The organism is Streptomyces corchorusii (assembly GCF_001514055.1).
Classification (GTDB): Bacteria; Actinomycetota; Actinomycetes; order Streptomycetales; family Streptomycetaceae; genus Streptomyces; species Streptomyces olivaceoviridis.
This window is the reverse complement of record NZ_KQ948371.1, coordinates 119,662-141,761: the sequence shown is the minus strand read 5'-3', so window position 1 is coordinate 141,761 and position 22,100 is coordinate 119,662. Positions and strand designations below refer to the sequence as shown.

Annotated in this window: 17 protein-coding genes and 2 pseudogenes; 5 read left to right on the top strand and 14 right to left on the bottom strand. The window is 72.3% G+C overall.

All coding sequences use genetic code 11. The features are described 5' to 3' along the window. The first annotated feature begins 52 nt into the window (after positions 1 to 52). Positions 53 to 2,809 carry a bifunctional YncE/alkaline phosphatase family protein gene (locus AQJ11_RS38815; protein WP_059266484.1) on the top strand — a complete coding sequence of 919 codons (2,757 nt, stop codon included), beginning with the start codon at positions 53 to 55 and terminating at the stop codon, positions 2,807 to 2,809. 103 nt (positions 2,810 to 2,912) lie between these two features. On the opposite strand, the gene AQJ11_RS38810 is transcribed toward AQJ11_RS38815, so the two are convergent. Beyond that, positions 2,913 to 3,920, bottom strand: coding sequence for a hypothetical protein (locus tag AQJ11_RS38810; RefSeq protein WP_059266483.1), 1,008 nt, complete (start codon positions 3,918 to 3,920; stop codon positions 2,913 to 2,915). Positions 3,921 to 4,215: 295 nt separating this feature from the next. On the opposite strand from AQJ11_RS38810, the gene AQJ11_RS38805 reads away from it, so the two are divergent. Beyond that, positions 4,216 to 5,052, top strand: coding sequence for an alpha/beta fold hydrolase (locus AQJ11_RS38805; RefSeq protein ID WP_014669243.1), 837 nt, complete (start codon positions 4,216 to 4,218; stop codon positions 5,050 to 5,052). Between the two features lie 78 nt (positions 5,053 to 5,130). Here the strand turns inward: AQJ11_RS38805 and AQJ11_RS51765 are convergent. The 8 genes and pseudogenes from AQJ11_RS51765 to AQJ11_RS38770 all read right to left on the bottom strand — a co-directional run. Further along, positions 5,131 to 5,667: pseudogene (locus AQJ11_RS51765) on the bottom strand (hypothetical protein); the annotation flags it as partial. 13 nt (positions 5,668 to 5,680) lie between these two features. Next, positions 5,681 to 6,862 carry a pyrroloquinoline quinone biosynthesis protein PqqE gene (gene pqqE / locus AQJ11_RS38800; protein ID WP_059266482.1) on the bottom strand — a complete coding sequence of 394 codons (1,182 nt, stop codon included), beginning with the start codon at positions 6,860 to 6,862 and terminating at the stop codon, positions 5,681 to 5,683. Beyond that, the gene (gene pqqD / locus AQJ11_RS38795; protein ID WP_237281266.1) at positions 6,859 to 7,128 is read right to left on the bottom strand and encodes a pyrroloquinoline quinone biosynthesis peptide chaperone PqqD; all 270 of its coding nucleotides are present in this window, start codon (positions 7,126 to 7,128) and stop codon (positions 6,859 to 6,861) included. The genes pqqE and pqqD overlap by 4 nt, the downstream gene beginning before the upstream one ends. Further along, positions 7,128 to 7,892, bottom strand: a complete 765-nt coding sequence (gene pqqC / locus AQJ11_RS38790; RefSeq protein ID WP_014669246.1) for a pyrroloquinoline-quinone synthase PqqC — start codon at positions 7,890 to 7,892, stop codon at positions 7,128 to 7,130. Before pqqC ends, pqqD begins: the two co-directional genes overlap by 1 nt. Further along, complete coding sequence (pqqB, locus tag AQJ11_RS38785) at positions 7,889 to 8,803, bottom strand: pyrroloquinoline quinone biosynthesis protein PqqB (protein ID WP_059266481.1); 915 nt, start codon at positions 8,801 to 8,803, stop codon at positions 7,889 to 7,891. Before pqqB ends, pqqC begins: the two co-directional genes overlap by 4 nt. A gap of 8 nt (positions 8,804 to 8,811) precedes the next feature. Continuing rightward, a complete protein-coding gene (gene pqqA / locus AQJ11_RS38780) occupies positions 8,812 to 8,949 on the bottom strand; it encodes a pyrroloquinoline quinone precursor peptide PqqA (protein ID WP_014669248.1) in 138 nt (45 codons plus the stop codon). Positions 8,950 to 9,020: 71 nt separating this feature from the next. Further along, positions 9,021 to 10,097, bottom strand: a complete 1,077-nt coding sequence (locus tag AQJ11_RS38775; protein ID WP_059266496.1) for a PQQ-dependent sugar dehydrogenase — start codon at positions 10,095 to 10,097, stop codon at positions 9,021 to 9,023. A gap of 393 nt (positions 10,098 to 10,490) precedes the next feature. Then, a complete protein-coding gene (locus tag AQJ11_RS38770) occupies positions 10,491 to 11,990 on the bottom strand; it encodes a glycosyl hydrolase family 28-related protein (protein WP_059266480.1) in 1,500 nt (499 codons plus the stop codon). Between the two features lie 53 nt (positions 11,991 to 12,043). On the opposite strand from AQJ11_RS38770, the gene AQJ11_RS38765 reads away from it, so the two are divergent. After that, entirely contained in the window at positions 12,044 to 12,745 is a 702-nt protein-coding gene (locus tag AQJ11_RS38765) for a CDP-alcohol phosphatidyltransferase family protein (protein ID WP_059266479.1), read from the top strand. Here the strand turns inward: AQJ11_RS38765 and AQJ11_RS38760 are convergent. From AQJ11_RS38760 to AQJ11_RS38740, 5 genes and pseudogenes are all read right to left on the bottom strand, one after another. Continuing rightward, a pseudogene (locus AQJ11_RS38760) lies at positions 12,746 to 13,183 on the bottom strand (FAD synthase family protein); the annotation flags it as partial. After that, positions 13,180 to 14,721: a hypothetical protein gene (locus AQJ11_RS38755; protein ID WP_059266478.1), complete on the bottom strand. Its 1,542-nt coding sequence runs from the start codon at positions 14,719 to 14,721 to the stop codon at positions 13,180 to 13,182. The pseudogene AQJ11_RS38760 and the gene AQJ11_RS38755, both read right to left, overlap by 4 nt. Before the next feature lie 87 nt (positions 14,722 to 14,808). Continuing rightward, positions 14,809 to 16,338 (bottom strand): lipopolysaccharide biosynthesis protein, encoded by a 1,530-nt coding sequence (locus tag AQJ11_RS38750; RefSeq protein ID WP_059266477.1) that lies wholly within the window; start codon positions 16,336 to 16,338, stop codon positions 14,809 to 14,811. Next, positions 16,335 to 17,921, bottom strand: a complete 1,587-nt coding sequence (locus AQJ11_RS38745; protein WP_059266476.1) for a hypothetical protein — start codon at positions 17,919 to 17,921, stop codon at positions 16,335 to 16,337. The genes AQJ11_RS38750 and AQJ11_RS38745 overlap by 4 nt, the downstream gene beginning before the upstream one ends. Continuing rightward, the gene (locus AQJ11_RS38740; protein WP_059266475.1) at positions 17,918 to 19,390 is read right to left on the bottom strand and encodes a hypothetical protein; all 1,473 of its coding nucleotides are present in this window, start codon (positions 19,388 to 19,390) and stop codon (positions 17,918 to 17,920) included. Before AQJ11_RS38740 ends, AQJ11_RS38745 begins: the two co-directional genes overlap by 4 nt. A gap of 264 nt (positions 19,391 to 19,654) precedes the next feature. Between AQJ11_RS38740 and AQJ11_RS38735 the strand changes: the two genes are divergently transcribed. Both AQJ11_RS38735 and AQJ11_RS38730 read left to right on the top strand, forming a co-directional pair. After that, a complete protein-coding gene (locus AQJ11_RS38735; RefSeq protein ID WP_059266474.1) occupies positions 19,655 to 20,635 on the top strand; it encodes an NAD-dependent epimerase/dehydratase family protein in 981 nt (326 codons plus the stop codon). A 29-nt stretch (positions 20,636 to 20,664) separates the two neighbouring features. After that, a complete protein-coding gene (locus tag AQJ11_RS38730) occupies positions 20,665 to 21,873 on the top strand; it encodes a glycosyltransferase family 4 protein (protein ID WP_059266473.1) in 1,209 nt (402 codons plus the stop codon). Positions 21,874 to 22,100: the final 227 nt, after the last annotated feature.

Here is a 22,100-nt window from a genome sequence, read left to right as displayed (position 1 = left end):
CTCTTCCTCTCCGGCCACCCCCCAACTCCTCCGATTCCCCAAGGAATGACACATGCAGATAACACGCCGCCGTCGGCAGGCCGAGAAGAAGTACTACGACCTGCTGGGCAGACGTGTCAGCCGCCGGGCCGCCCTGGTCACGGCATGCATCACCACGGCCGCCCTGGCCACCGGCACCGCCGTCGCCGAAACCCGCCAGTTCGGCACCGAGCAGGTCGGCCAGGTCACCGACAAGGGCCAGGTCGTCTCCGCCGACCAGTACATCGCCCCGTACGGTGACCGCCTCGTCATCAACGACGGCAAGATCATGTCGTCGACGGTCAGCCCGGACGGCAGCCACCTCGTCGCCTCGGTCACCGACGGCGACGCCTCGCTGGTCGTCGTCGACCTCGCGACGGGGCAGATCAAGCAGCGCGTCGGCACCAACGCCGCCGACGACCTGCGCATCAGCAGCAACGCCGTGGGCCAGGAAGGCCCGACGTACTCGCCCGACGGCAAGCAGCTGTGGCTGGGCCAGCTCGACGGCTACACCAAGTTCACCGTGAACGCGGACGGCACCCTCGCCAACCCGGTGGCCGTCAAGATCCCGGCCGACGGCAGCAAGCAGGCCCTGGCCGCCGCGGCCGTGTTCTCGGCCGACGGCTCCACCGTGTACGCCGCGGTCAACGGCCAGAACCGGGTGGTCGCGATCGACGCGGCGACCGGAACCGTCAAGCAGAGCTGGACGGTGGGCAACGCCCCGCGCGGCATGGCCCGCGTCGGCGACAAGCTCTACGTCAGCAACGAGGGCGGACGGCCCGCGAAGACCGGCGAGTCCACGCTCAACTCCTACGGCACCCAGGTACCGGCCGACCCCAAGACCGGCGCCACCACCACCGGCACGGTCAGCGTCATCGACCTGGCCCACCCGTCCGCCGCCGTCGGCACCATCGACGTCGGCCTGCACCCGACCGCCGTGTACGCCCAGCGCGGCGCGGTGTTCGTCACCAACACCGCCGACAACAACGTGTCGGTCATCGACACCGCCAAGGACAAGGTCGTCCAGAACATCTCCACCCAGCCGTGGCCGGAGGCCTCGGTCGGCTACGAGCCCGACGCGGTGACCCTCACCGACGACGGCCGCCTGCTGGTGACGCTCGGCCGCGCCAACGCCGTCGCCGTCTACCGCTACACCTCCGCGCAGGAGCCGGTCAGCTACATCGGCCTGCTCCCGACGGACTACTTCCCCGCCGAGATCACCACCGTGGGCAAGAAGGTCGTCGTCTCCAACACCCGCGGCATCGACGCGCGCCGGCCCGCCGCCGCCGGCCACGGCACCCACGACACGACCTCCAGCCTGACGCAGTTCACCCTGCCCAGCGACCGTGTCATCCGCTCCCAGACCGCCAAGGTCTTCCAGCAGAACGGCTGGAGCGCCGACTCCGTCCGGCTGGCCAAGGGCCACGGCAACGGCAACGGCAAGGCGCAGCCGGTCCCGACGCGGATCGGCGACCCCTCGACGATCAAGCACGTCTTCCTGATCGTCAAGGAGAACCGCACCTACGACCAGGTCCTCGGTGACGTCCCCCAGGGCAACGGCGACCCGTCGCTGACGCAGTTCGGCGAGAACGTGACGCCGAACCAGCACGCGCTGGCCGAGCAGTTCGGGCTGTACGACAACACCTACGACATCGGCACCAACTCCGCCGAGGGCCACAACTGGCTCATGCAGGCCGACAACCCCGAGTACACCGAGTCCTCGGCCGGCGAGTACAAGCGCAGTTACGACACCGAGGACGACGCCCTCGGCCACCAGAAGACCGGCTTCCTGTGGTCGGGCGCGCAGGCGGCCGGCAAGTCCGTGCGGAACTTCGGCGAGTTCCAGCAGTTCCTGACGAAGCCGTCCGGCGCGAGCTGGCAGAACCTGTACTGCGACGCCAAGAACATGGACGCGACCGGCCAGGCCACCGCCTACCCGCTGAACTCGTCCTCGCCGATCCCGTCGCTCAACAGCGTCTCGGTACCCGGCTTCCCGAAGTTCGACACCAGCGTCCCGGACCTGTACCGGTACGAGATCTGGAAGCAGGACTTCGAGAAGAACGGCCCGGCGAACCTCAACATGTTCTGGCTCTCCAGCGACCACACCGGTGGTCCGGCGAGCCCGGCCGCCCAGGTCGCCGACAACGACCTCGCCACCGGCAAGATCATCGACAAGATCTCGCACAGCAAGTACTGGAAGGACTCGGCGATCTTCGTCGTCGAGGACGACTCCCAGGCCGGCCTCGACCACGTCGACGGCCACCGCGCCCCGGTCCAGATCATCAGCCCCTGGGCCCAGCACGGCACGGTCGACAGCCACTACTACTCGCAGATCACGATGATCCGCACCATCGAGCAGATCCTCGGGATCCACCCGATGAACCAGAAGGACAGCGCGGCCACCCCCATGCGGGGCGCGTTCACCCGGCACCCCGACTACACGCCGTTCACCGCCCTGCCCAACCGCACCTCCCTGACCGACGGTCTGAAGACCCCGCCGGCCTGCGGCGTGGACACCCCCGCCCCGCAGGACCCCAAGGCCGCGTCCGTGCCGTCGGCGAAGGTGCCGGCCGACAAGAAGTCCCTCGCCGCCGCGTGGGACGCCTGGAAGTCCAAGCAGCACCTGACCGGCACCCACGCCATCCCCGACTACGCCAACCCGGCCCAGATGAACCACCTCACCTGGTACCAGACCCACAACTGGGCGCGCCCGTACCCCGGCGAGAAGAAGATCTACGCCCCGAACGACGTGCCTGGCGCCTACATCCCGTCGGCGGAGTCCGACGGCTGACAGCCCGACGGCCGGCAGTCCGCCGGCTGACACCCGCTGAACAGGGAAGGACCCCTGCCAGGCCGACCGCCTGGCAGGGGTCCTTCCCCTTGCGGGGCCTCCCTCAGAAGTCGTCCCCCGGGAAGTCCTGGTCGAGACCGCTCGTGTCGATGTCGGAGCCGCCCACCCGCGGCCCGCCGAGGAAGCCGTTCATGAGGTCGCCCATGTCGAGCTTCGTGGCGCCGGCCGGAGCGGTGGGCCTGGTGCCCTCGCTCATCCGCAGCGTCAGGCCCAGCTTCTTGACCTTGGCGCTCTCGGCCAGCTTGGCGAGGTCCACGTCCACCTGGGACAGTTCGCCGTTCTTGAGGGTGAAGTCCGCCGTCACCTTGGCGTTGGGCGCGTCCTTCAGGTCCTTGTCCGTCGGCAGCTCCATGCCCGGCGGCAGGTCCTTCGTCAGCGGCCGCAGCTCCCCGAACAGCTCGGTGACCAGCGTGCGGAAGGGCGCCGTCGCGGTGACGTGCTCGGTGCCGTCCCCGCCGCCGGCCGTCTTGAAGCGCACCTCGCGGGCGACGACCTCGCGCAGCGCCTTCACCAGCTTCTGCTGCGTCTTGGCGTCGAGGGACGGCGCGGGCGCGGGACCGCCGCCGGCCTTCTCGCCCGCACCGCCGGCCTTGTCCATCTCCTTGGTGCTGAACTTCACCCACTTGCCCTCAAGGACGGCCTTGAACGCCCCGGCCTCCGGCGGCAGGTCGTCGGCGGACGGCACCGGGCTGCCCGACATCTTGCCCATGGCGTCCATGTCGACGCGGGCGTAGACGTAGTCGCCGATCATCCGGTACTCGGCGAGGTCGCCGTCCGGGGTGCTGACCTTCACGGCCGTGCCGACGAGGTCCTTCTCGCCGGACTCGGCGAGCGGCTTCTTCGACTCCACGGTCACCGTGATCTTGGCGTCGCTGATCAGATCGGCGGCCTCGTCCGGGATCTCCTCACCGGGCGCGGGGTCGGACTCGGCGTCCAGCGCCTTCAGGGTCGCGGCGTCGGTGTCCACGTCGAGCTCGAAGGAGAGCCTGTTCTTCTTGCCCAGCTCCTCGAAGGCCCGGTCGAGCTTCTTGCCGGCGGACAGCTGCTCCACCGTTCCGCAGGCCGCGGAACCCGCGAGGACGGCACCGACGACGGCGGTGGCGGTCAGGGTCTTGCGTATGGCGTTGATGATGGTCTCCTCGTTGCTCCGATCACAGGGTGATCACTCAGAAGACCCACAACCCGCACAAAGGGTTGTACGGCTGGTGCGGCTCCCCCGGGCCACGGCGACCGCGGACCGTCCTGGCACTTTCAGGCAAAAACCGGTGCGCTCGCCGACAACAGGCGGCGGCATCCACCGCCCTAGCATGAGCGCGTCAGTCACTTCCAGCGAAGGATACGAGAGCGTGCCGTACATCACCGTGGGCCAGGAGAACTCCACCACCATCGACCTGTACTACGAGGACCACGGCACCGGGCAGCCCGTCGTCCTCATCCACGGCTTCCCGCTCGACGGTCACTCCTGGGAGCGGCAGAGCGCCGTGCTGCTGGAGGCCGGCTACCGCGTGATCACGTACGACCGCCGCGGCTTCGGACAGTCCAGCCAGCCCACGACCGGGTACGACTACGACACCTTCGCGGCCGACCTGAACACCGTGATGGAGACGCTCGACCTGCGGGACGCCGTGCTGGTCGGCTTCTCCATGGGCACCGGAGAGGTCGCCCGGTACGTGTCCGCCTACGGCTCCGCCCGGGTCTCCAAGGTCGCCTTCCTGGCCTCGCTGGAGCCCTGCCTGCTCAAGAGCGACGACAACCCCGACGGGGTCGCCCCGAAGGAGTTCTTCGACGGCGTCGTCGCGGCCGTCAAGGCGGACCGCTACGCCTACTACACGGACTTCTACAAGGACTTCTACAACCTGGACGAGAACCTCGGCACCCGGATCAGCGAGGAGGCCGTGCGCAACAGCTGGAACGTCGCGGCGGGCGGCGGGTTCTTCGCCGCCGCCGCCGCGCCGTCCACCTGGTACACCGACTTCCGCGCCGACATCCCGGCCATCGACGTGCCGGCCCTGATCCTGCACGGTACCGGCGACCGGATCCTGCCCGTCGAGGGCACCGCGCGGCCCTTCCACAAGGCGCTGCCGTCCGCCGACTACGTGGAGATCGAGGGCGCCCCGCACGGCCTGCTGTGGACCCACGCCGAGGAGGTCAACACCGCGCTGCTCGCCTTCCTGGGGAAGTGAGGGCGAAGGTCCGCTCGTTGAGGTGCCGGCCGGCGGACATGCCGCGGCCGGCACCTCAGCCTCCTGCGGGCCGGGGAGCGTCCGTCCCGGGCGGGGGAAGTTGATCGTCACGGCCACGCGGCCCCGCATCCCGTCCGGGGCGACGGTCTGCCGGACGGCCATGACCGTGACGTTCACGAGCCGGCCGGCGGCCCCGAAGACGAAGCCGACCGCGAGGAGCGCGGGAACCGTCACCGCCGGGGTGCCGTGCAGTGCGGGCACGCACAGGAACACGCCGTCGCCGAGTGCCGCCGCGGCACGAGCACGGCGCCGTGCCCGAACCGGCCCAACAGGCGGGCGGCCGGCAGCGAGCCCAGGACCGCGCCCGGCCCCGACGGCCACCACGAGCAGCGCCGGCAGGCCGAGCCCGCCGAGGAGGCCGGCCACGGCGGCGCCCAGTGCCAGGGCCCGGCCGGCGTCCGTCAGCACCATCACCGTACGGGTCCGCCACCTGTCCACCCACGCGCCGGCGAGATGCGACAGCAGCAGGGTCGGGGCCTGCCCCACCGCGCGCAGGGCGCCCAACTGGCCGGCACCGGCGACCGATCGGAGTCGGGCACAGGAACCCCTCGTCACTCGCTGCCCGACACTACCCGCTCCCGCCCTTCGGGCCGTCGGTGGTGAGGACGGTGGGTGCCGGTGCCGGTGCCGGTGCCGGTACCGCTCCGGGCCGGCGGTAGACGTACGGCGGTGCCTCGGGCCGGTCGCCGTCGGCCGGCTCGCGGACGAGGTGGTGGTCGGGGGAGAGCGCGCACGCCGGATCGGTGCGGGCGGCGTCACCGGTGAGGGCGAACGCCTGGCAGCGGCAGCCGCCGAAGTCCTCCTCCTGGCGGGGGCAGCCCCGGCAGGGGCCCGTCATCCAGTCGGTGCCGCGGAAGCGGTCGAAGGCCGGGGACCGCTGCCAGATCCAGGCGAGCCGGTGGTCGCGGACGTTGGGCGGGTTCAGGTCCGGCAGGGAGGCCGCCGCCGGGCAGGGCAGCACGGTCCCGTCCGGCGCGACGGTGAGCGAGACCGCTCCCCAGCCGCCCATGCAGGGCTTGGCCACGCCGTCGAAGTAGTCGGGGACGACCCACACCAGGTCGATCCGCCCGGCGAGTTCCTCCCGGCGGCGCTCCACGGTCTCCCGGGCGCGGGCCAGCTGGTCGCGGGTGGGCAGCAGCGCGGCCCGGTTGAGCAGGCCCCAGCCGTAGAACTGCGCGTTGGCCAGCTCGATGCGGTCCGCACCCCAGGCCAGGCCGAGTTCGATGACGGCGTCGACGGCGTCGAGGTTGTCGCGGTGCAGCACGACGTTCAGGCCGAGCGGGACTCCGGCCCGGCGGACGAGCGCCGCGGCCCGTTCCTTCGCGGCGAAGGAGGCGGGACGTCCGGCGATGCGGTCGTTGGCCCCCGGGTCGGCGTGCTGGACGGACAGCTGGACACTGCGCAGCCCGGCCCCGGTGAGGGCGGCCAGCCGGGTCTCGTCCAGGCCGGTGCCGCTCGTGACCAGCTGGGTGTAGATCCCGGCGGCCTCGGCGGCGGCGACGATCCGCTCCAGGTCCGGGCGCAGCAGCGGCTCGCCGCCGGACAGGTGCGTGTGCACGACGCCCAGTTCGCCGGCCTGACGCAGTACGTCCGTCCACTCGTCGGTGCTCAGCTCGGCCGAGCGGCGGGCCAGTTCCAGCGGGTTCGAGCAGTACGGGCAGTGCAGCGGGCAGGCGTGGGTGAGCTCGGCGAGCAGGGCCCAGGGGGGCGCGGGCGCCACGACGGACCCGGGGTTCACGGGGGTGGTCACGTCAGCCAGCCCTCCTGTCGCAGGCTGTCGAGGAACGCGGGGACGGTGGCGGCCACCGGTGCCCCGGGGAAGCGCTCGGCCAGCTCGCCGACGATCCCGGGCACGGTGCGCGTGCCGTCGCACAGGCCGACGACCGTCCCGCCGTGTCCTTCGAGCACGACCACGCGTTCCGGAAGGACCAGCAGATCCGTGCCGCGCACGGCGTCGTGCCGCAGCATCAGCGAGGGGGCGAGCGCCGGGCACCACTGCTGCGCGGTCGGCGGCATCACACCCGCTCCAACGCGCTGTCCCGGCCGTGCGCCCGCTCGTCCTGCCCGGGGATCCCCGCGTACTGCTGTACGGCGTCGAGCAGGGACCACAGCACGTCGCACTTGAAGGAGAGCGCGGCCACGGCCTTCTCCTGCTCCTCGCGGGTGCGGGCCCACTCCAGGACGAGGTCCAGCGCCTCGGCGCTGTCGCGCCGGCCCTGGTCGACGCGGGCGCGGAAGTAGGCGAGCCCGTCCGGCGCGATCCACGGGTAGTGGCGCTCGAACGCCTCGATGCGCAGCCGCATCAGGTCCGGCGCGGTCAGCTCGGTGAGCGAGGCGGCGACGGCCTCCAGGGTGGAGCGCAGGCGGCAGAAGTTGACGTAGCCCTCCACGGCCAGCCGGACGCCCGGCAGCACGGTCCCGCCCGACAACAGGGTCTCGCGGTCCACCCCGGCCGCCTCGCCGAGCCGCAGCCAGCGCTCGATGCCGCCCTCGCCCTCGCCGCGCCCGTCGTGGTCCTCGATCCGCCGCAGCCACATGCGCCGCAGCCGCGACGAGTCCAGCTTCGCGATGATCAGCGCGTCCTTGACCGGGATGTGGCGCTGGTAGTGGAAGCGGTTGGTGATCCAGCAGCGCACCTCGTCCGGGCCGAGGTCGCCCTGGTGCATGCGGACGTTGAAGGGATGGCGGTCGTGGTAGCGGTCCTGGCCCACCGCGCGCAGGCGGTCCTCGAACTCGGCGCGGCTCCAGGGCTTCACCGGCGGGGCGAGTGTCGTGGTCACAGCTCGATCACCATTCCGTCTTCGGCCACCTCGATGCCCAGCCGGGCGAGCCGCTTGGTTTGCGGCGCGGCGGGGTCGACGAGGGGGTTCGTGTTGTTGAGGTGGGTGTAGAGGCAGCGGGCGGACAGCGCGGCGAGGATGCCGGCGGTGCCGCCCGGTCCGTCGACGGGCAGGTGCCCCATGCCCGTGGCGGTACGGGGGGAGATGCCGGTGCGGCGGGGCTCCTCGTCGTCCCAGAAGGTGCCGTCGACGATGACGCAGTCGGCCTCGGCGGCGGCTCGGTGCAGCGCGTCGGACCAGGCGGCCACGGCCGGGGCGTACAGGGCGGTCCCGCCGGTGGCAGGGTCGTACAGGCGCAGCGCGACGACCCAGGAGTCGTCGTCGGGGGCGTCGGCGGCGTAGCGCGGGCGCTTGCCGGAGACGGGTACGGCGCTGATCCGCACGCCGGATCCGGCCGGGACGCCCGGGTCGGCGTGCAGCGGCTGTGCCCCCCGGCACGGCAGCTCCCGCCAGGTCAGGGTGGTGTACGGGGAGAGGACCGCGCCGAGGCGCAGGCGGGTGTCGACCGCCTCGCGGACCGGGGCGGTGGCGAGGATCTCCACGCCGTCCGCCTCGCGCAGCCGCCCGATCCCCAGCGTGTGGTCGAGTTCGGCGTCGGTGAGCACGACTCCGGCGACCGGTGTCTGCCGGGGCCCCGGCCCGGGGTGGAGGACCGGGTGGGCCTCGATCTGGTCGCCGATGTCGGGGGTGGCGTTGACGAGGTACCAGCGGCCCTCGTCGGCACGGACGGCCAGCGAGGCGTGTCGGCGGCGCCGCCCGGGGTGGGCGCGTGCCCCGGAACACCCGGGGCACGCGCAGTTCCACTGGGGGATGCCGCCGCCGGCCGCGGTACCGAGCACCTGCAGCAGCATGCCGGCGGTTAGCGGACGCTGAGGGAGTAGGCGGTGACCTCCAGCGCGGTGTCGACGACCACGTATCCGGGGGTCTGCCAGGCGGTCCGGTCGATCTCCTCGGTCGTACGGGCGGGCTGCTCGACCTGCTCGACGGCTTCGGTCATGGTGCGTACCTTCCTTTCTGCGAGGGGGTGTTGCCCTCCCCGGGCGGGAGGGAGCCTTCGGTCGATCGTCGTTACTTGATGGTCACCTTCAGGAGCAGGTCCTTGTCGATGCCGCGGTCGCTCGTGCCCAGCCAGAGCTGGTCCGCGCCGGGGACCTTCACCAGTGCCCGCAGCCGGCCGTAGGCGCCGTTGTAGTAGGCCGTGGCCCGTCCGACGTCCTGGCCGGTGGAGTCGATCGGCACCCGCCACAGCCGGCGGCCGCTCAGCGTGGAGGCGTAGATCACGTTGTTGACGATCGCGATCTGCGCGGGCACGCCTCCCTTGTCCGGGTCCCAGACCATCCTCGGGTTGGTCATCCCCGCGGCGCGGCAGGAGCCCTCGCAGGTGGGCCAGCCGTAGTTCCGGCCCGGCTTGACGAGGTTGAGCTCGTCCCAGGTCTCCAGGCCGATCTCGGTGGACCACAGCCGTCCGGCGCGGTCCCAGGCCAGCCCCTGGGGATTGCGGTGGCCGTAGCTGTAGACCCGGGTTCCGAACGGGTTGCCGGGGGCCGCGGCGCCGTTCTTGGTGATCCGCAGGATCTTCCCGTTGAGTGACTTCTTGTCCTGCGCCAGGTGGCCCTTCTGGGCGTCGCCGGTGGCGACGTACAGATATCCGTCGGGCCCGAAGGCGATCTGTCCGCCGTTGTGCTGGGTGTCCCGGACGATGCCGGTCAGGATGGGGGTGTAGTCGCTCAGCCGGGTGCCGTCGAACTTCATCCTGACCACACGGTTGTCCTTGGTCGTGGTCTCCATGAAGAACACGTCCTTGTCGGTGGTCCCGTTCCAGGTCGGGGACGTGGCGACACCCAGCAGACCGCCCTTGTCCTGCGTCTGCTGGCTCCACACCGCGTTCGGCACCGTGCCGACCTTCTTCTTGGCGCCGTCCAGGGCGACCTTCCAGACCACGGCGGTGTCGCGCTCCGTCACCAGCGCCGCGTTGCGGCCCCGGAGGAACGAGATCCCCCAGGGCGTCGTCAGCTCGCCCGTGAGCTTGCTGATCCCTGACGGTGTGCCACCCGCACGGGGGCCGGACGGGGCGTGCGCGGCCGTCGCGGGCGGCACGGACACGCCGAGTGTCGTGACGGCGGCGACGGCGGTGAGCGCGGCCATGCCCGGACGGACCCGATGCAGCGCCGAATGCGCCAAGCGTGACATCCTGATGCCTTTCATGTCGTGGCGCGACCGCGTGGTTCCGGGACGGAACGAGGCGGCCGACTGCGATACGAGGGGGGCGCTCGCTGCCGCGCCGCACCGTGGCGAACCGGTGGGGAGGGCGTGGGCCGGAGCGTGGCGACGACTCCTTTCCGGAGTTTCAGGCGCCCCCTGAAGCGATGGCCACCGGGATCGGCCCGTCGTGCTGACCGGGCCGTTTCCCGGCGTCGGGACTGCGGATACCAGTGAGCTTGCGCGCCGACGTGTGCCGCCGCCGGTCATCGACGCCGGGAAGTCCCTCCCACGGGTGATGCGCCGCTGTGCGGACGGGCTCGGACGGAGTACACCGGGTCAGGGGGACTTCTGCTGCGGGGAGGAGCAGCCCGCCTGACCGGTGTCGCGCGGTGCCGGGGTGTCCGGGGTGCCGGGAGTCGTCGCGGGACTGGGCTCGGGGGGCGTCGCCGGCTGCGGCGAGGGGGTCGTGGCGGGACTCGGTTCGGGTGCCGTCGCGGGGCTCGGGCTCGGCACGAGGCACGGGGGCGGGGCGGGCGGGGTGGACGGAGCGGACGGAGCGGACGCGGGCGAGCCGTTCGTGGTGCCGGCGTCGACGCAGTCGACGAACCGCACGAAGGACGCCTGCCCCGTGCCGCCGGTGACCGCGAAGTCCTGTGCCGTATGGCTGCGCAGCAGACACATGTCGTAGCGGGCGAGGACCGGGAGGGGGTCCGGTGCGGAGGCCGGCCGGTACTCGTGGCGGCCCACCAGCTGGCAGGAGTCGTAGCGGATCAGCGGTCCGCGCGGGCCCACGGCGTAGCGGTGCGGGCGGACCTCGGCGGAGAAGTCCTTGTAGGCGAGGCCGGTGTCGTCGCAGTCGCTGAAGTGGACCGTGCCGCCGTTCCACACGCAGTCGATGACGACCACGTCGGGGTTGCGCACCTCGAAACGGATGTCCTGGGCGTGGAACCGCTGCACCGAGTCGTGGTGCCGGGCCACGGGGAAGCGGAAGAACGTGCTGGTGGTGCCGTATTCCGGGGTGCTCTGCGGACGTCTGTCCGTGATGATGTACGAGCCGCCCCGGCAGGCGATGGAGCCGCCGTAGGGGAACTCCAGGAAGTTGCCCCACTCGTATTCGACCTTCATGTCGGTGAACCAGTAGTTGAGGAACTGGTCCTGGTCGTTCGGCTCCTGCTGCCCGTCCCGGGTCAGCCCCGAGTACAGGAACGCCCGGCGGTAGCGGCCACCGACCCGGCACGCCTCCCACCGCATCTCCGAGTTGGTGTCCGTGCCGCTCAGGACCAGCCCGTACTCCCATTCCCCCATCCACTCGCACTCGGAGAACCGGTAGTCCTGCGCCTGCCCGGTCGAGTACGAGTCGAAGAAGGAGGCGCCCGGTGTGGCCGAGCGGAACTGCATGCGTTCGAAGGAGAGGTTCGACCACACGTCCTGGTTGCGGCAGAGGAAGGAGCCGGGGCCGGTGCCGGGGCGGAAGACGAGACTGGTCATGCGCCTGCCCGCACCGGAGAACCGCAGGCCGCTCGCGGGCCGCGGCGGAGCGACTCCGTTCAGCAGTGCGTGCGGACGGGTGATCAGGAACTGGCCGGCGGGGATCTCGATCACCACGCGCCCGACCCCCTCGGAGACACGCGCGGCGGCGAACGTGTAGGCGATCTCGAACGCCTCGGTGTCGTCGGTCTGCCCGTCGCCGACCGCCCCCAGCTCGGCCACGTCGACCACGGTGTCCGCATCGGCGGGCGGGCGCGCGACGGCGGACGCGCCGCGGGTGGACAGGGCCGTCGCCGCCAGCGCCGAGGCGCCGCCACGCAGAAGTCGCCGACGGCTGACACGGGACATAGATTCGCCCCTTTCTGTCATAATCCCCTTCTTTCCAGGCAATAAGGAGCTAAATGACCGGGTTCATCGAGGTGCTCAGGCACATGTCGGCAGCGCAGAAGCCCGCGAGGGGGGTGTCGGTCTACACCCTGTTCGTCAACCGCCCGGCCGGCCGCGTCCTGGCGGCGCTGGCCTACCGGGCCGGCGCGACCCCCAACCAGCTGACGGTGCTCGGCGCCCTGTTCACCTTCCCCGCCCTGGCCGCCGTGGCCCTGGTGCGACCCGGTCCGGGGCTGTCGGTCTGCGTCTGCGCGGCCCTGGCCGTGGGGTTCGCCCTCGACGCGGCGGACGGTCAGCTCGCCCGCACGCAGCGCTCCGGGAGCCCGTCCGGCGAGTGGCTGGACCACGTGCTGGACTGCGTCAAGCTGGTCACGGTGCACCTGGTCGTCCTGGTGTCGTTCTACCGGTTCTTCTCCCTGCCCGACCCGGCCTTCCTGCTGGCTCCGCTGCTGTTCGAGCTGGCGGCCGTGGTGATCTTCTTCGCCGGCATCCTGACCGAGCAGCTCAAGCGGCGGACGGCGGCCCCGGCGCCGGCGGAGCCCGCGCCGGCGCTGCGGTCCTTGCTGCTCCTGCCGGTCGACTACGGCGTCACCTGCCTCGCCTTCCTATTCCTGGGCAGCCAGCACGTCTTCCTTTCCGTCTACTGCACCCTGCTGCTGGCCCACCTCCTGTTCATGGCGGCCTTCCTGGTCAAGTGGTTCCGCGAGCTGCGCTGAGGGGATCTCCGGCGACGTGGGCCGGGCGAGCAGCTCCAGGGCGCCGCGCAGGAGGGTGCTGGAGGTGTGCAGGGTGTAGGGGAAGTAGACGACCTCGACGCCGACCTCCGCGAAACGCCGCTCCAGTCGGTTCCACTTGGGCGTCCCCCGCCAGTCGTCGCCCTTGAAGATGGTGTGGAAGCCGACCCGCTTCCACATCTCCAGTTTGTCCTCCTCCGACTCGACGACGGCCACGTCGACGCAGCGCAGGCTGCCGACGATCTCCAGGCGCTCGGCGAGCGGGACGACCGGCGGTCTGCCCTTGAGACGCACGACCAGGTCGTCCGAGGTGACTCCGGCGACGAGGCGGTCGCAGTGCCGGCGCGCCTCGCGCAGGATGTTGAGGTGGCCGATGTGGAAGAGGTCGTAGACGCCGGGTGCGAATCCGATGCGGGTCACTTCGCCGTGCCACCCGCCGCTTTGCCGGGCACGGTCACCTGCAACGGCGGCGACTTGCGCGAGGTGTTCGTCCCGTCCGTCACCTCGATCCGGTACTGGTGACGGGTGCCGGCGCCCACGGAGTCGGTGTAGCTCATCGACGGGCGGTCCCAGTAAGTGGACGACCGGGTCTGCCGGGAGACCAGCCGGCCGTCCCGGTAGAGCCGGTAGGTGAGCGACGCGTCGTCCCGGTCCCACGAGGCCTTCCAGCGCAGGGTGACCTGTCCGGCGCGCCCGGCGGCGAGCGAGAGGGCGGGAACCTCCGGTGCCCCGGTGTCGGGGCCGGCCCCGAAGCGCGTGAGGGCCTGCTGGGGCTCGCCGTTGACCTTGGTGAACTCGCCGCCCACCCAGAGGATGCCACGGGCGACCGTCAGCGCCCGGGGCCCGATCTGCTCCCCCGTCCCCTCGTCGGTATCGGGGAACCAGTGCAGGATCCTGCTGTCCCCGGGCGACTGGGCCAGCAGGTGCTGCCGGTCGTGCCGCTCGGGGAACCCGCCCGGCGTCTCACGGCAGTCGTGCGCGTGCGAGGCGCTGTAGAGGACGCCCTGGTAGGGCAGGACGACCTGGGTGGCGCCGCGGCAGGTGTCCTTCCACACCATGCGGTCGTTGTCGAGACGGCCCGCGATACGGCCGTCGAAGATGCCCGGCCCGTGACCCTCGGCGCCCACGTAGAACCGGGTGCCGTCCTGCGCGATCGACTTCACCGACGACCGGGGCGGCAGCCAGTCGGGGAAGGTGCGTTCGGTCGCCCCGCTGGTGGAGTTCAGGGCGACCAGCGAGTGGGCCCGCCGGCCGTTGACCCGCTCGAAGTCACCGCCGGCGTAGATCTTCTCGTGCGAGGGCACCACCGACAGCGCGCGCACCGGAGCGTCGACGTCGGCCCGGAAGGGCCGCAGGTCGCCCTCGGGGGTGAAGGCGGCGATGCGCTTGCGGGTCCGGCCGTCGACCTGTCCGAAGTCACCGCCGAGATAGACCGTCCGGTCGGTGACGTCGATCGCCCGGACGGTCGCGGACACCGCCGGCCGGAAGTCCCCGCGCAGGGAGCAGTCGGCCGTGTTCAGGGCGACGGCGCTGGCCACGCCGGTGGACCCGACATGGCTGAAGGAGCCGCCCACGTACAGCACCCGGCCGTCCGGCGAGGTCTTGAGCGCGCGGACGGTTCCCTCGCCGCCGGTGAACGACGGCGCGCAGGGCAGCAGGGCGCCGGTGACCGCGTCGAACGCGGCGAAGTTGCGGCGCGGGACCTCCCGGTCGCCCGGCCTGGCGCCGGGCGGCCGCACCGCGTCGAAGGTCCCCCCGACGTACACGACACCGTGCGCGGAGGCCAGCGACCAGACGATGCCGTTCGTCTGCCAGGTGGTCAGCGGATCGGCGGTGAACGACGACCTGGGTCCACCGGCGGCCGTGGCGGGAGCGGGATGGAGCAGGGCGGCGGAGCACAGGAGCGTGGCGGCGACAGCACTGGTGGCCGCCCTCGACGGGAGATTTCTCAGGCGCAAAGGACACCCCGGATGGCAGTGGTGTGGGCGACGCGCGGGGAGTGACACGGGGCCCGCCGCACTCCGACCGCACACCCTTGCCTGGGCTCATGCGGCGCGACGACGCAGAACTCCGACCAGCTCACTCACTCCCAGCGGCCTGCGATACCACCACAAAGTAGTACCGAACGCACACAATCCCAACGTCATCCCGGCGGCGAGTCCTGACGGGGTGTCACCTCCCAGTGAGCGCACGGCGGCCAGCACCAGCGAGACGGCGAGTCCGGTCCCGAGGGCGGTGGTGTAGCCCCGGTCCACGGTCGTGAAGCCGAGGCGCAGCCGGATGAGCAGGGCGGCCGAGAGGTTCTCCACCACGATGGCCGCGCCCCAGGACACGGCGGCCCCGACGACGCCCCACCGCGGCACGGCGAGCAGGCCGACCGTCAACTGCACCGTGAACGCGAGCGCGGTGACGGCCAGGTGCCAGGAACTCCGGCCGGACATCAGCAGCACGGTCTGGGCGTTGCCGACCGCCACGTTGACCATCGAGGCCACGCACAGCACGACCAGGGCGGGCGCTCCGCCGACGAACTCCGGGCCGAAGACCGACAGCACGGTCCGGGGGAAGGCGGCGACGAGGACGAACAGCGGCCAGGAGAAGAGCACGATCCAGCAGGTCGAGACCCGGTGCAGGTGGCGCGCCTCGGCGACCTGGTCGACGGCGAGCAGCCTGCTGATCTGGGGCGCCACGGCGAGCCGGACGGCCAGTTGCAGCAGGGTGCCCGCGGTGACGACGCGGCCGATGGCGGTGTAGACGCCCGCCTCGGCGCCGGTGGCCAGCGCGGACAGCAGGATGACGCCGACCCAGACCGCGCTGATGTCGAAGACGGACGAGATCGCGCGGGGTGCCGCGAAGGTCCAGAAGGCGCGCCAGGGAACGGCCCCGCGCACGGCCGGCCGCGCGGTGCCGCGGACGGCGCGGCAGCGGCGCAGGGCCGGCCAGGCGGCCAGGGTGCCGGCCAGCGCGGGCAGCAACCAGGCCGCGGCCAGGGGGAGCAGGCCCGGCACCCAGGCGGCCAGCGGTACGGCGATCAGCACGCGCAGCACCGGCTTGCCGACCTGCTCCACGCCGACGAACGGCACCACGGTGCCATGGCCCTGGGTGGCGCCGAGCAGGACCAGTCCGACGGTGGCGACGGGCAGGAACAGCCCGAAGAGCCGGACCAGGGCGACCGCGTCGGCCGGCGGCAGGTGCGGCAGGAGCGTGGTGGCCACCCCCGGGCACAGCAACAGGGGCAGCGCCGCCGCCGTACTGGCCACGGCCGCGGGTACGACGGCCGCGCGCAGCAGACCGCCCACCGAGCGTCCGCCGCCCACCGCGATGTCCCGCGAGACCAGCCGGACGAGCCCGGTGTCGGCGCCGAGCTTGCAGGTGTTGCTGAGGATGGTGAACAGGGCCACGCCCGTGAAGACCGCGCCCGCGCCCTGGGCTCCGAGGGCGCGGGTGATCAGGCCGACGAAGACGAAGGCGAAGACGGCGTTCGTCGCGGAACCCGCCACCCCCCACCACCCGCCCCGCGCGGCGGCGGCGACGCTGTTGGCGGCGGGGGCGGCGGCGGTCGCTTCCGGGGCGGTCATCCGCGGGAGACCGAGAGCGTGTCGTCCTGCGCCGGGAGTTCCACGACCGGTGTGAGGGTCTCCGCCTCCGGCCGGTGCGCGGGGCGGCGGCGCAGGACGGCACGGAGTCGTCCGCGCCGGCCGGCGTCGAGCACGATGCCGAGGAGGGTCCCGCCGGAGCCGTCGATCAGCTCGTGAGCCCGCCTGAGGTCGTCCCGCCGGGTGGTGCCGAGGCCGGCGACCAGCACGACGCCGTCGACACGCTGGGTGAGGGCCAGGGCGTCGGCGTGCTCCAGGAGCGGCCGGGTGACGACGACCGTGGTGCGGGAGTCGGACCCGGCCGGCAGCCGGTGGACGGCGGCGGCCCCGCCCGTCCGGGCGGGCGAACCGGTGCTGCCGCCGGCGCAGCAGGCGAACCGCCCGGCGGTCCCGGCGTCGACGAGGCGGCTCCCGTCGGGCAGGGAGGGGGCGTCCCCGGGCGTGCGGGCGTCGTCCGGCAGCAGCGGCAGCCGGGCCGTGAGGGCGGCCGTGCCGGGGTCGGCGTCCACCAGCAGCACCTCGTCGCCGCACTCCGCGAGGGCCGCGGCCAGGTTCACGGCGACCTCCTCGGTAGCGGCACCGCGCCGGGGGGAGACGACGAGGAGCCGGCCGGTGCCGGCGGGCAGGCCGGTCCCGCGCAGCCGGTAGGCGAGGGCGCGCAGCATCTCGGCCCGGTCACCGCCCTGGCGGCCGACCGCCGGCAGGTCGTCGTCCTCGCCGTGCCCCGGGGGCAGCAGGCCGAGCACCGGGGTGCGCAGCGCGGCCCGGGCCTCGTCGGCCGACCGGACCCGGGTGTCGAGGGCGGAGCGCAGCCAGGCCAGCAGGATGCCGAGGCCCAGTCCGCCCGCCAGCCCGAGCGCGAGCAGGGCCGGCCAGCCGGGCACCGAGGGCCGGGCGGGCGCCTCGCCGCGGCGGACGACGTCGCCCCCGTCGGTGTCGCGGGAGTTGATGTCGGCGACGCGCTTGCGCAGGGTGTCGAGCTGGCTTTGCAGGGCCTTGGTGGCGTCGTCGTCCTCCGTCTCCTTCTTCTGCGCCGCCTCCACCGTCTTGATCTGCTGCTCCACGCCGCGGGTGGCCCGCTGGACGGCGGCCTGGTTGCGCGCCTTGCGGTCGGCGAGGTAGGCCTCGGCGAAGGCGTTGGCGCCGCGTGCCGCGCGCTTCGGGGTGCGGGCGGTGAACTCGAAGCGCAGCACCTGGGACTTGGCCTGGTTGGTGATCCGCAGACCGTCCTCCAGCGCGGTGGCCTTGCCGTCGGCCTGGCCCATGAGGCGTGCCGCGCGGACGGCGACCGCGGTGCTGGCGGCGATCTGCTGCTCGGTGGCCATGCTGACCTGGTTGTCGGCGGCCACGCTGACCGTGCCGAAGGGGTCGGCGGTGGAGCGTACGAGGACTTCGCTGGTGGAGGTGTAGGTGTGGGCCCGGGAGAGGGTCAGGGCGGCGCCGCCGAGCAGTCCCAGGACGATCCCGAGGGCGATGACGCCGCGGTGGCGCAGGAGCCGGCGGAGTTGGTCGCGTAGCTGGTCCGGCTCGTCGTACCGGTCGTAGAGGTGGATGGGGCCGGTCACGGGTGCCCTCCTGTTCCGGGGAGCTGTACGGGGCGGGTGGGTGCGGTCGGCTGCGCCGACGGGACGAGCCGGGCCGCGCGGGCGCCGGGGGTGGTGACGAGCAGCGGCACGGTCACCAGCAGCGTCAGCGGGCCGACGATCCCCAGCAGGCTGCCGCGCAGGAAGACGATCTGGTAGAAGGCGAACGCCGGGACCAGGAACGTCGCGAGGGTGCCCGCCCGGTCGCGGAGTCGGTGGCGCACGTCGTCCATGCGCCGGCCGGCCGCGCCGAGCAGGAAGAACACGGCGGCCACGGTGGGCGGGCCGGCCCACAGGTAACTCTCGATCCACAGCGGGGCGGAGAGGTTGAGGAAGTCGTAGCCGGCGTACTGGGCCAGGGTGATGCCGGTGTCCCCCGGCTTGTCCGGCCACACCGAGCGCGGGACCGCGAACAGCACGGGGCCCAGCGCGTCCTGCGGTGAGAATCCCTGGTCCCGCGCCATGTCGATGCCGGTCTGCACCTGTTGGAAGGCGTCGTAGTCGCCGTTGGCGGTGAACTGCGCGGACAGCGACACGACGGTGAACTGCTCCCGGTCGCTGTAGCGGAAGTAGTCGCTGTACGGGAAGAGCAGCAGCACACTCGCCATGAGCGTGGCCGCGATGACGCGGAAGGCGCGGGGCCGGGACAGCCGGGGCACGGCGAACAGCAGGGTCAGCAGGACCGTGCCGAACCAGAACCGCGGTTTGCTGACGGGGTTGTTGACGACGACGTTCAGGGCGAGGAGCAGCGGCAGCAGCAGCCGGCGGACACCGCGCAGCAGACGGTCGCCGCCGGGCACGCGCGGTACGTGCAGCAGGCCCAGCAGCGCCCAGAACGCGGGCACGGACAGGGACCAGCTGCGCAGGGCCGCCAGGAACGCGTTGTCCGAACCGTCGGCGGAGCCCGCCTCACGCAGCGCCTCACGGCTCGTGAAGTAGGCGCTCATACCGCCGGGTTGACTGGGGATGAGCACCGCCGCCAGGGCGAGGGCGAGCCCGCACAGCGACAGCAGGCGCCAGGGCGCGAGGCGGCGGGACAGCAGCCGTTCCACCGGCCCCGGTGAGGGGGCGGCGGGCCCGGCCGCCGTACGGGCGCGCTCCCGACGGGCGGCGACGGCGGCGCCCGCACTGTGGGCGAGCAGGCCGAGTTCGACGACGGCCACGGCCGTGAGGGCGGTCCCCTGACCGGTCCGGTAGGCCCAGGGGTAGGTGTCGGTGGCGAGCTGCGCCAGGGGCGCGAGGCCGAGCCAGACGTAGGCGAAGACCCAGAAACCGAGGGCGGTGAGCCGGACCGTCGTCGCGGTGAGCACACGGATGAGGGCCACACCGGTGTGTCCCAGCACCACACCCTGCACGGCGAGCGGCACCGACAGGCGCGCGCCGTCCGACTGGAGGATCAGCCCCGGCAGCAGGACCAGCAGCGCCACGGCCCACAGGGAGACCGCGGCCACGCTGCGGACGGGAGCCTTGCGCCACCGAAGGTCTTCACCCGTCGGGAATTTCACCTGAAAGCTCATCAACAGGGTTATAGCGCCCATACCTCATGAAGCCGTACAGGCGCGCGCGAATCCCGGGGGCCGCGCGCGGTCGTCCGCACAGCACCGTCATCGGGTGACGCGGGGAGGCCGGTCGGCGTGCCATTTGCCGAAAATCGGGACAAATGTGCATTGCTTTACCGCACCAGGTCATCCGATCTTCGGACAAAGGAGTTGCCCATGGGCAAGCAGGTCGATGTCGTCGTTGCCGGTGGCGGGGGATTCATCGGAGGCCATCTCGTGGGCTCCCTCCTGGCCCAGGGGCTGACCGTCCGCTCCATCGACATCAAGCCCCGGCACGAGTGGTACCAGGTCCACGACGCCGCGGAGAACGTGATCGCCGACCTGTCGCTCCTGGAGAACGCGCGCGCGGGCGTCCGGGACGCACGGCACGTGTACATGCTGGCCGCCGACATGGGCGGCATGGGCTTCATCGAGAACAACAAGGCCGTCTGCATGATGTCGGTGCTGACCAGCACCCACATGCTCCAGGCCGCCCACGAGGCCGGGGTGGAGCGCTACTTCTACTCCTCCTCCGCCTGCGTCTACGCCGCCGCCAAGCAGACCGACCCGAACGTCACCGCGCTGCGCGAGGAGGACGCCTACCCGGCGCAGCCCGAGGACGGCTACGGCTGGGAGAAGCTCTTCTCCGAGCGCATGTGCCGCCACTACACGGAGGACTACGGGTTCACCACCCGCGTCGCCCGCTACCACAACGTCTACGGCCCGCACGGCACATGGGCCGGCGGCCGGGAGAAGGCCCCCGCCGCGGTGTGCCGCAAGGTGGCCGAGGCGGTGCTCTCCGGCGACCACCGGATCGAGATCTGGGGCGACGGCCTCCAGACCCGCTCCTTCATGTACATCGACGACTGCCTCCACGGCACCCAGATGATCATGAAGGGGGACAGCGGCGAACCGGTCAACCTCGGCTCCTCGGAGCTGGTGACCATCAACCAGCTCGTCGACATCGTCGAGGGGATCGCCGGCATCCGCTGCGAGCGCAGCCACCGGCTGGACGCCCCCCAGGGCGTGCGCGGACGCAACTCCGACAACACCCTGATCCGCGAGATCTACGGCTGGGAGCCGTCGGTCTCCCTGGCCGACGGACTGGAACAGACCTACGCGTGGGTCTACGACCAGGTCAAGCGATCCCACCAGTGACGCCCGAGCCGCCGCGAGGACACGCGACGATGAGGATCCTCGTCCACGACTACAGCGGCCACCCGTTCCAGGCCCAGCTGAGCCGGGAACTGGCGCGCCGCGGTCACCAGGTCGTCCACTCGACGTGCACGGCCTACGTCTCCGGCAAGGGCGACCTCGCCGCACCCGCCGCGGGCCTGCGCTTCGCCACCATCGGGGACGGCGTCAGGCTGCGCAAGGAGGCCTACTTCCGCCGGCTCGGCCAGGAGACCCGGCTGGGGCTCGAACTGGCCCGGCAGGTCCGCCGCGAGCAACCCGACGTGGCGCTGCTGTCCAACCTGCCGATCCCGGTCCTGGTCGTGGCCGCGGCCGTCCTGAAGAGGCTGCGCATCCCCTGGGTGCTGTGGCACCAGGACGTGACCGCGGTCGCGCTGGAGAGCTTCGCCGCCGCCGATGTCGCCAAGTCGATGGGCCTGGCGGCCAAGGTGTTCGGGGCGGGCGAGAAGTGGTCGGCGCGGCAGGCCGCGGCCATCGTGGTGATCGCCGACTCGTTCGTGCGGGTCCACGAGCGGTGGGGCACCGCCGGCAAGGTCACCGTCATTCCCAACTGGGCGCCGCTAAACGAGATCGTCCCGGTGGCACGGACCAACGGCTGGTCGGCGGAGCACGGTCTGCACGACGTGCGGACCGTGCTGTACTCCGGCACGCTCGGGCTGAAACACAACCCCGCGCTGCTGGTGCGGCTGGCCGAGCGGCTGCGCGAGCAGGGCAGTCCGGTACGTCTCGTCGTCGTCAACGACGGCCCTGCCGTACCCGTCCTCAGGGACGCCGCCGCGGCGCGGGGCGTCGACCTGACCCTGCTGCCCTTCCAGCCCTACGAGCGGCTGCCCGAGGTGCTGGGCACGGGTGACGTCCTCGTCGTCCTGCTGGGCCCGGAGGCGGGGCAGTTCTCGGTCCCGTCCAAGACGCTGTCCTATCTGTGCGCCGGGCGGCCCGTGCTCGGCCTGATGCCCGCCGACAACCTCGCCGCGCGGCTGCTCCGGCAGGCCGGGTCGGCGGTCTTCCCCCCGGAGGAGTCGGCCCTGGAGGGTGCGGCCACCTGGGTCCGGGAGGTCCTTGCCGACCCGGCCCGCGCCGAGCGGCTCGGCAAGGAGAGCCGCGCCCTGGCCGAGCGCGAGTTCGCCCTGGAGGGCTGCGCCTCCCGCTTCGAGGACATCCTCCACAGCGCGAGCGCCGGCGGACCCCGCCGCCACCCCTGAACGAACGCCTCCCGCCGCCGGCACACTCCGGAACCGGCGCCGGGGGGCGCTCGCGCGCATGCGCCGTCATGGTGGGGTGGACGGGTGGGGGGCTGGCGCGGAGGGGGTGTACGCGAGCGCTGCCATGGGTGTGGTGGGCGGGTGGGGGGGGGCTGGTGCGGAGGCTCAGGTGCCCCTGACACACGCGGGGCGTGGGAGGGGAGGCGGCCGAGCGCCTGCCGGTTGTC

Bases quoted from the DNA above. Each gene is read 5' to 3' on its own strand.
- pqqB (WP_059266481.1), bottom strand. From the start codon at position 8,803: ATGCTGCTGCAGGTGCTCGGTACCGCGGCCGGCGGCGGCATCCCCCAG.
- pqqA (WP_014669248.1), bottom strand. From the start codon at position 8,949: ATGACCGAAGCCGTCGAGCAGGTCGAGCAGCCCGCCCGTACGACCGAG.
- AQJ11_RS38815 (WP_059266484.1), top strand. From the start codon at position 53: ATGCAGATAACACGCCGCCGTCGGCAGGCCGAGAAGAAGTACTACGAC.
- pqqD (WP_237281266.1), bottom strand. From the start codon at position 7,128: ATGCCGCCGACCGCGCAGCAGTGGTGCCCGGCGCTCGCCCCCTCGCTG.
- AQJ11_RS38770 (WP_059266480.1), bottom strand. From the start codon at position 11,990: ATGTCCCGTGTCAGCCGTCGGCGACTTCTGCGTGGCGGCGCCTCGGCG.
- AQJ11_RS38765 (WP_059266479.1), top strand. From the start codon at position 12,044: ATGACCGGGTTCATCGAGGTGCTCAGGCACATGTCGGCAGCGCAGAAG.
- AQJ11_RS38750 (WP_059266477.1), bottom strand. From the start codon at position 16,338: ATGACCGCCCCGGAAGCGACCGCCGCCGCCCCCGCCGCCAACAGCGTC.
- AQJ11_RS38735 (WP_059266474.1), top strand. From the start codon at position 19,655: ATGGGCAAGCAGGTCGATGTCGTCGTTGCCGGTGGCGGGGGATTCATC.
- AQJ11_RS38775 (WP_059266496.1), bottom strand. From the start codon at position 10,097: ATGGCCGCGCTCACCGCCGTCGCCGCCGTCACGACACTCGGCGTGTCC.
- AQJ11_RS38730 (WP_059266473.1), top strand. From the start codon at position 20,665: ATGAGGATCCTCGTCCACGACTACAGCGGCCACCCGTTCCAGGCCCAG.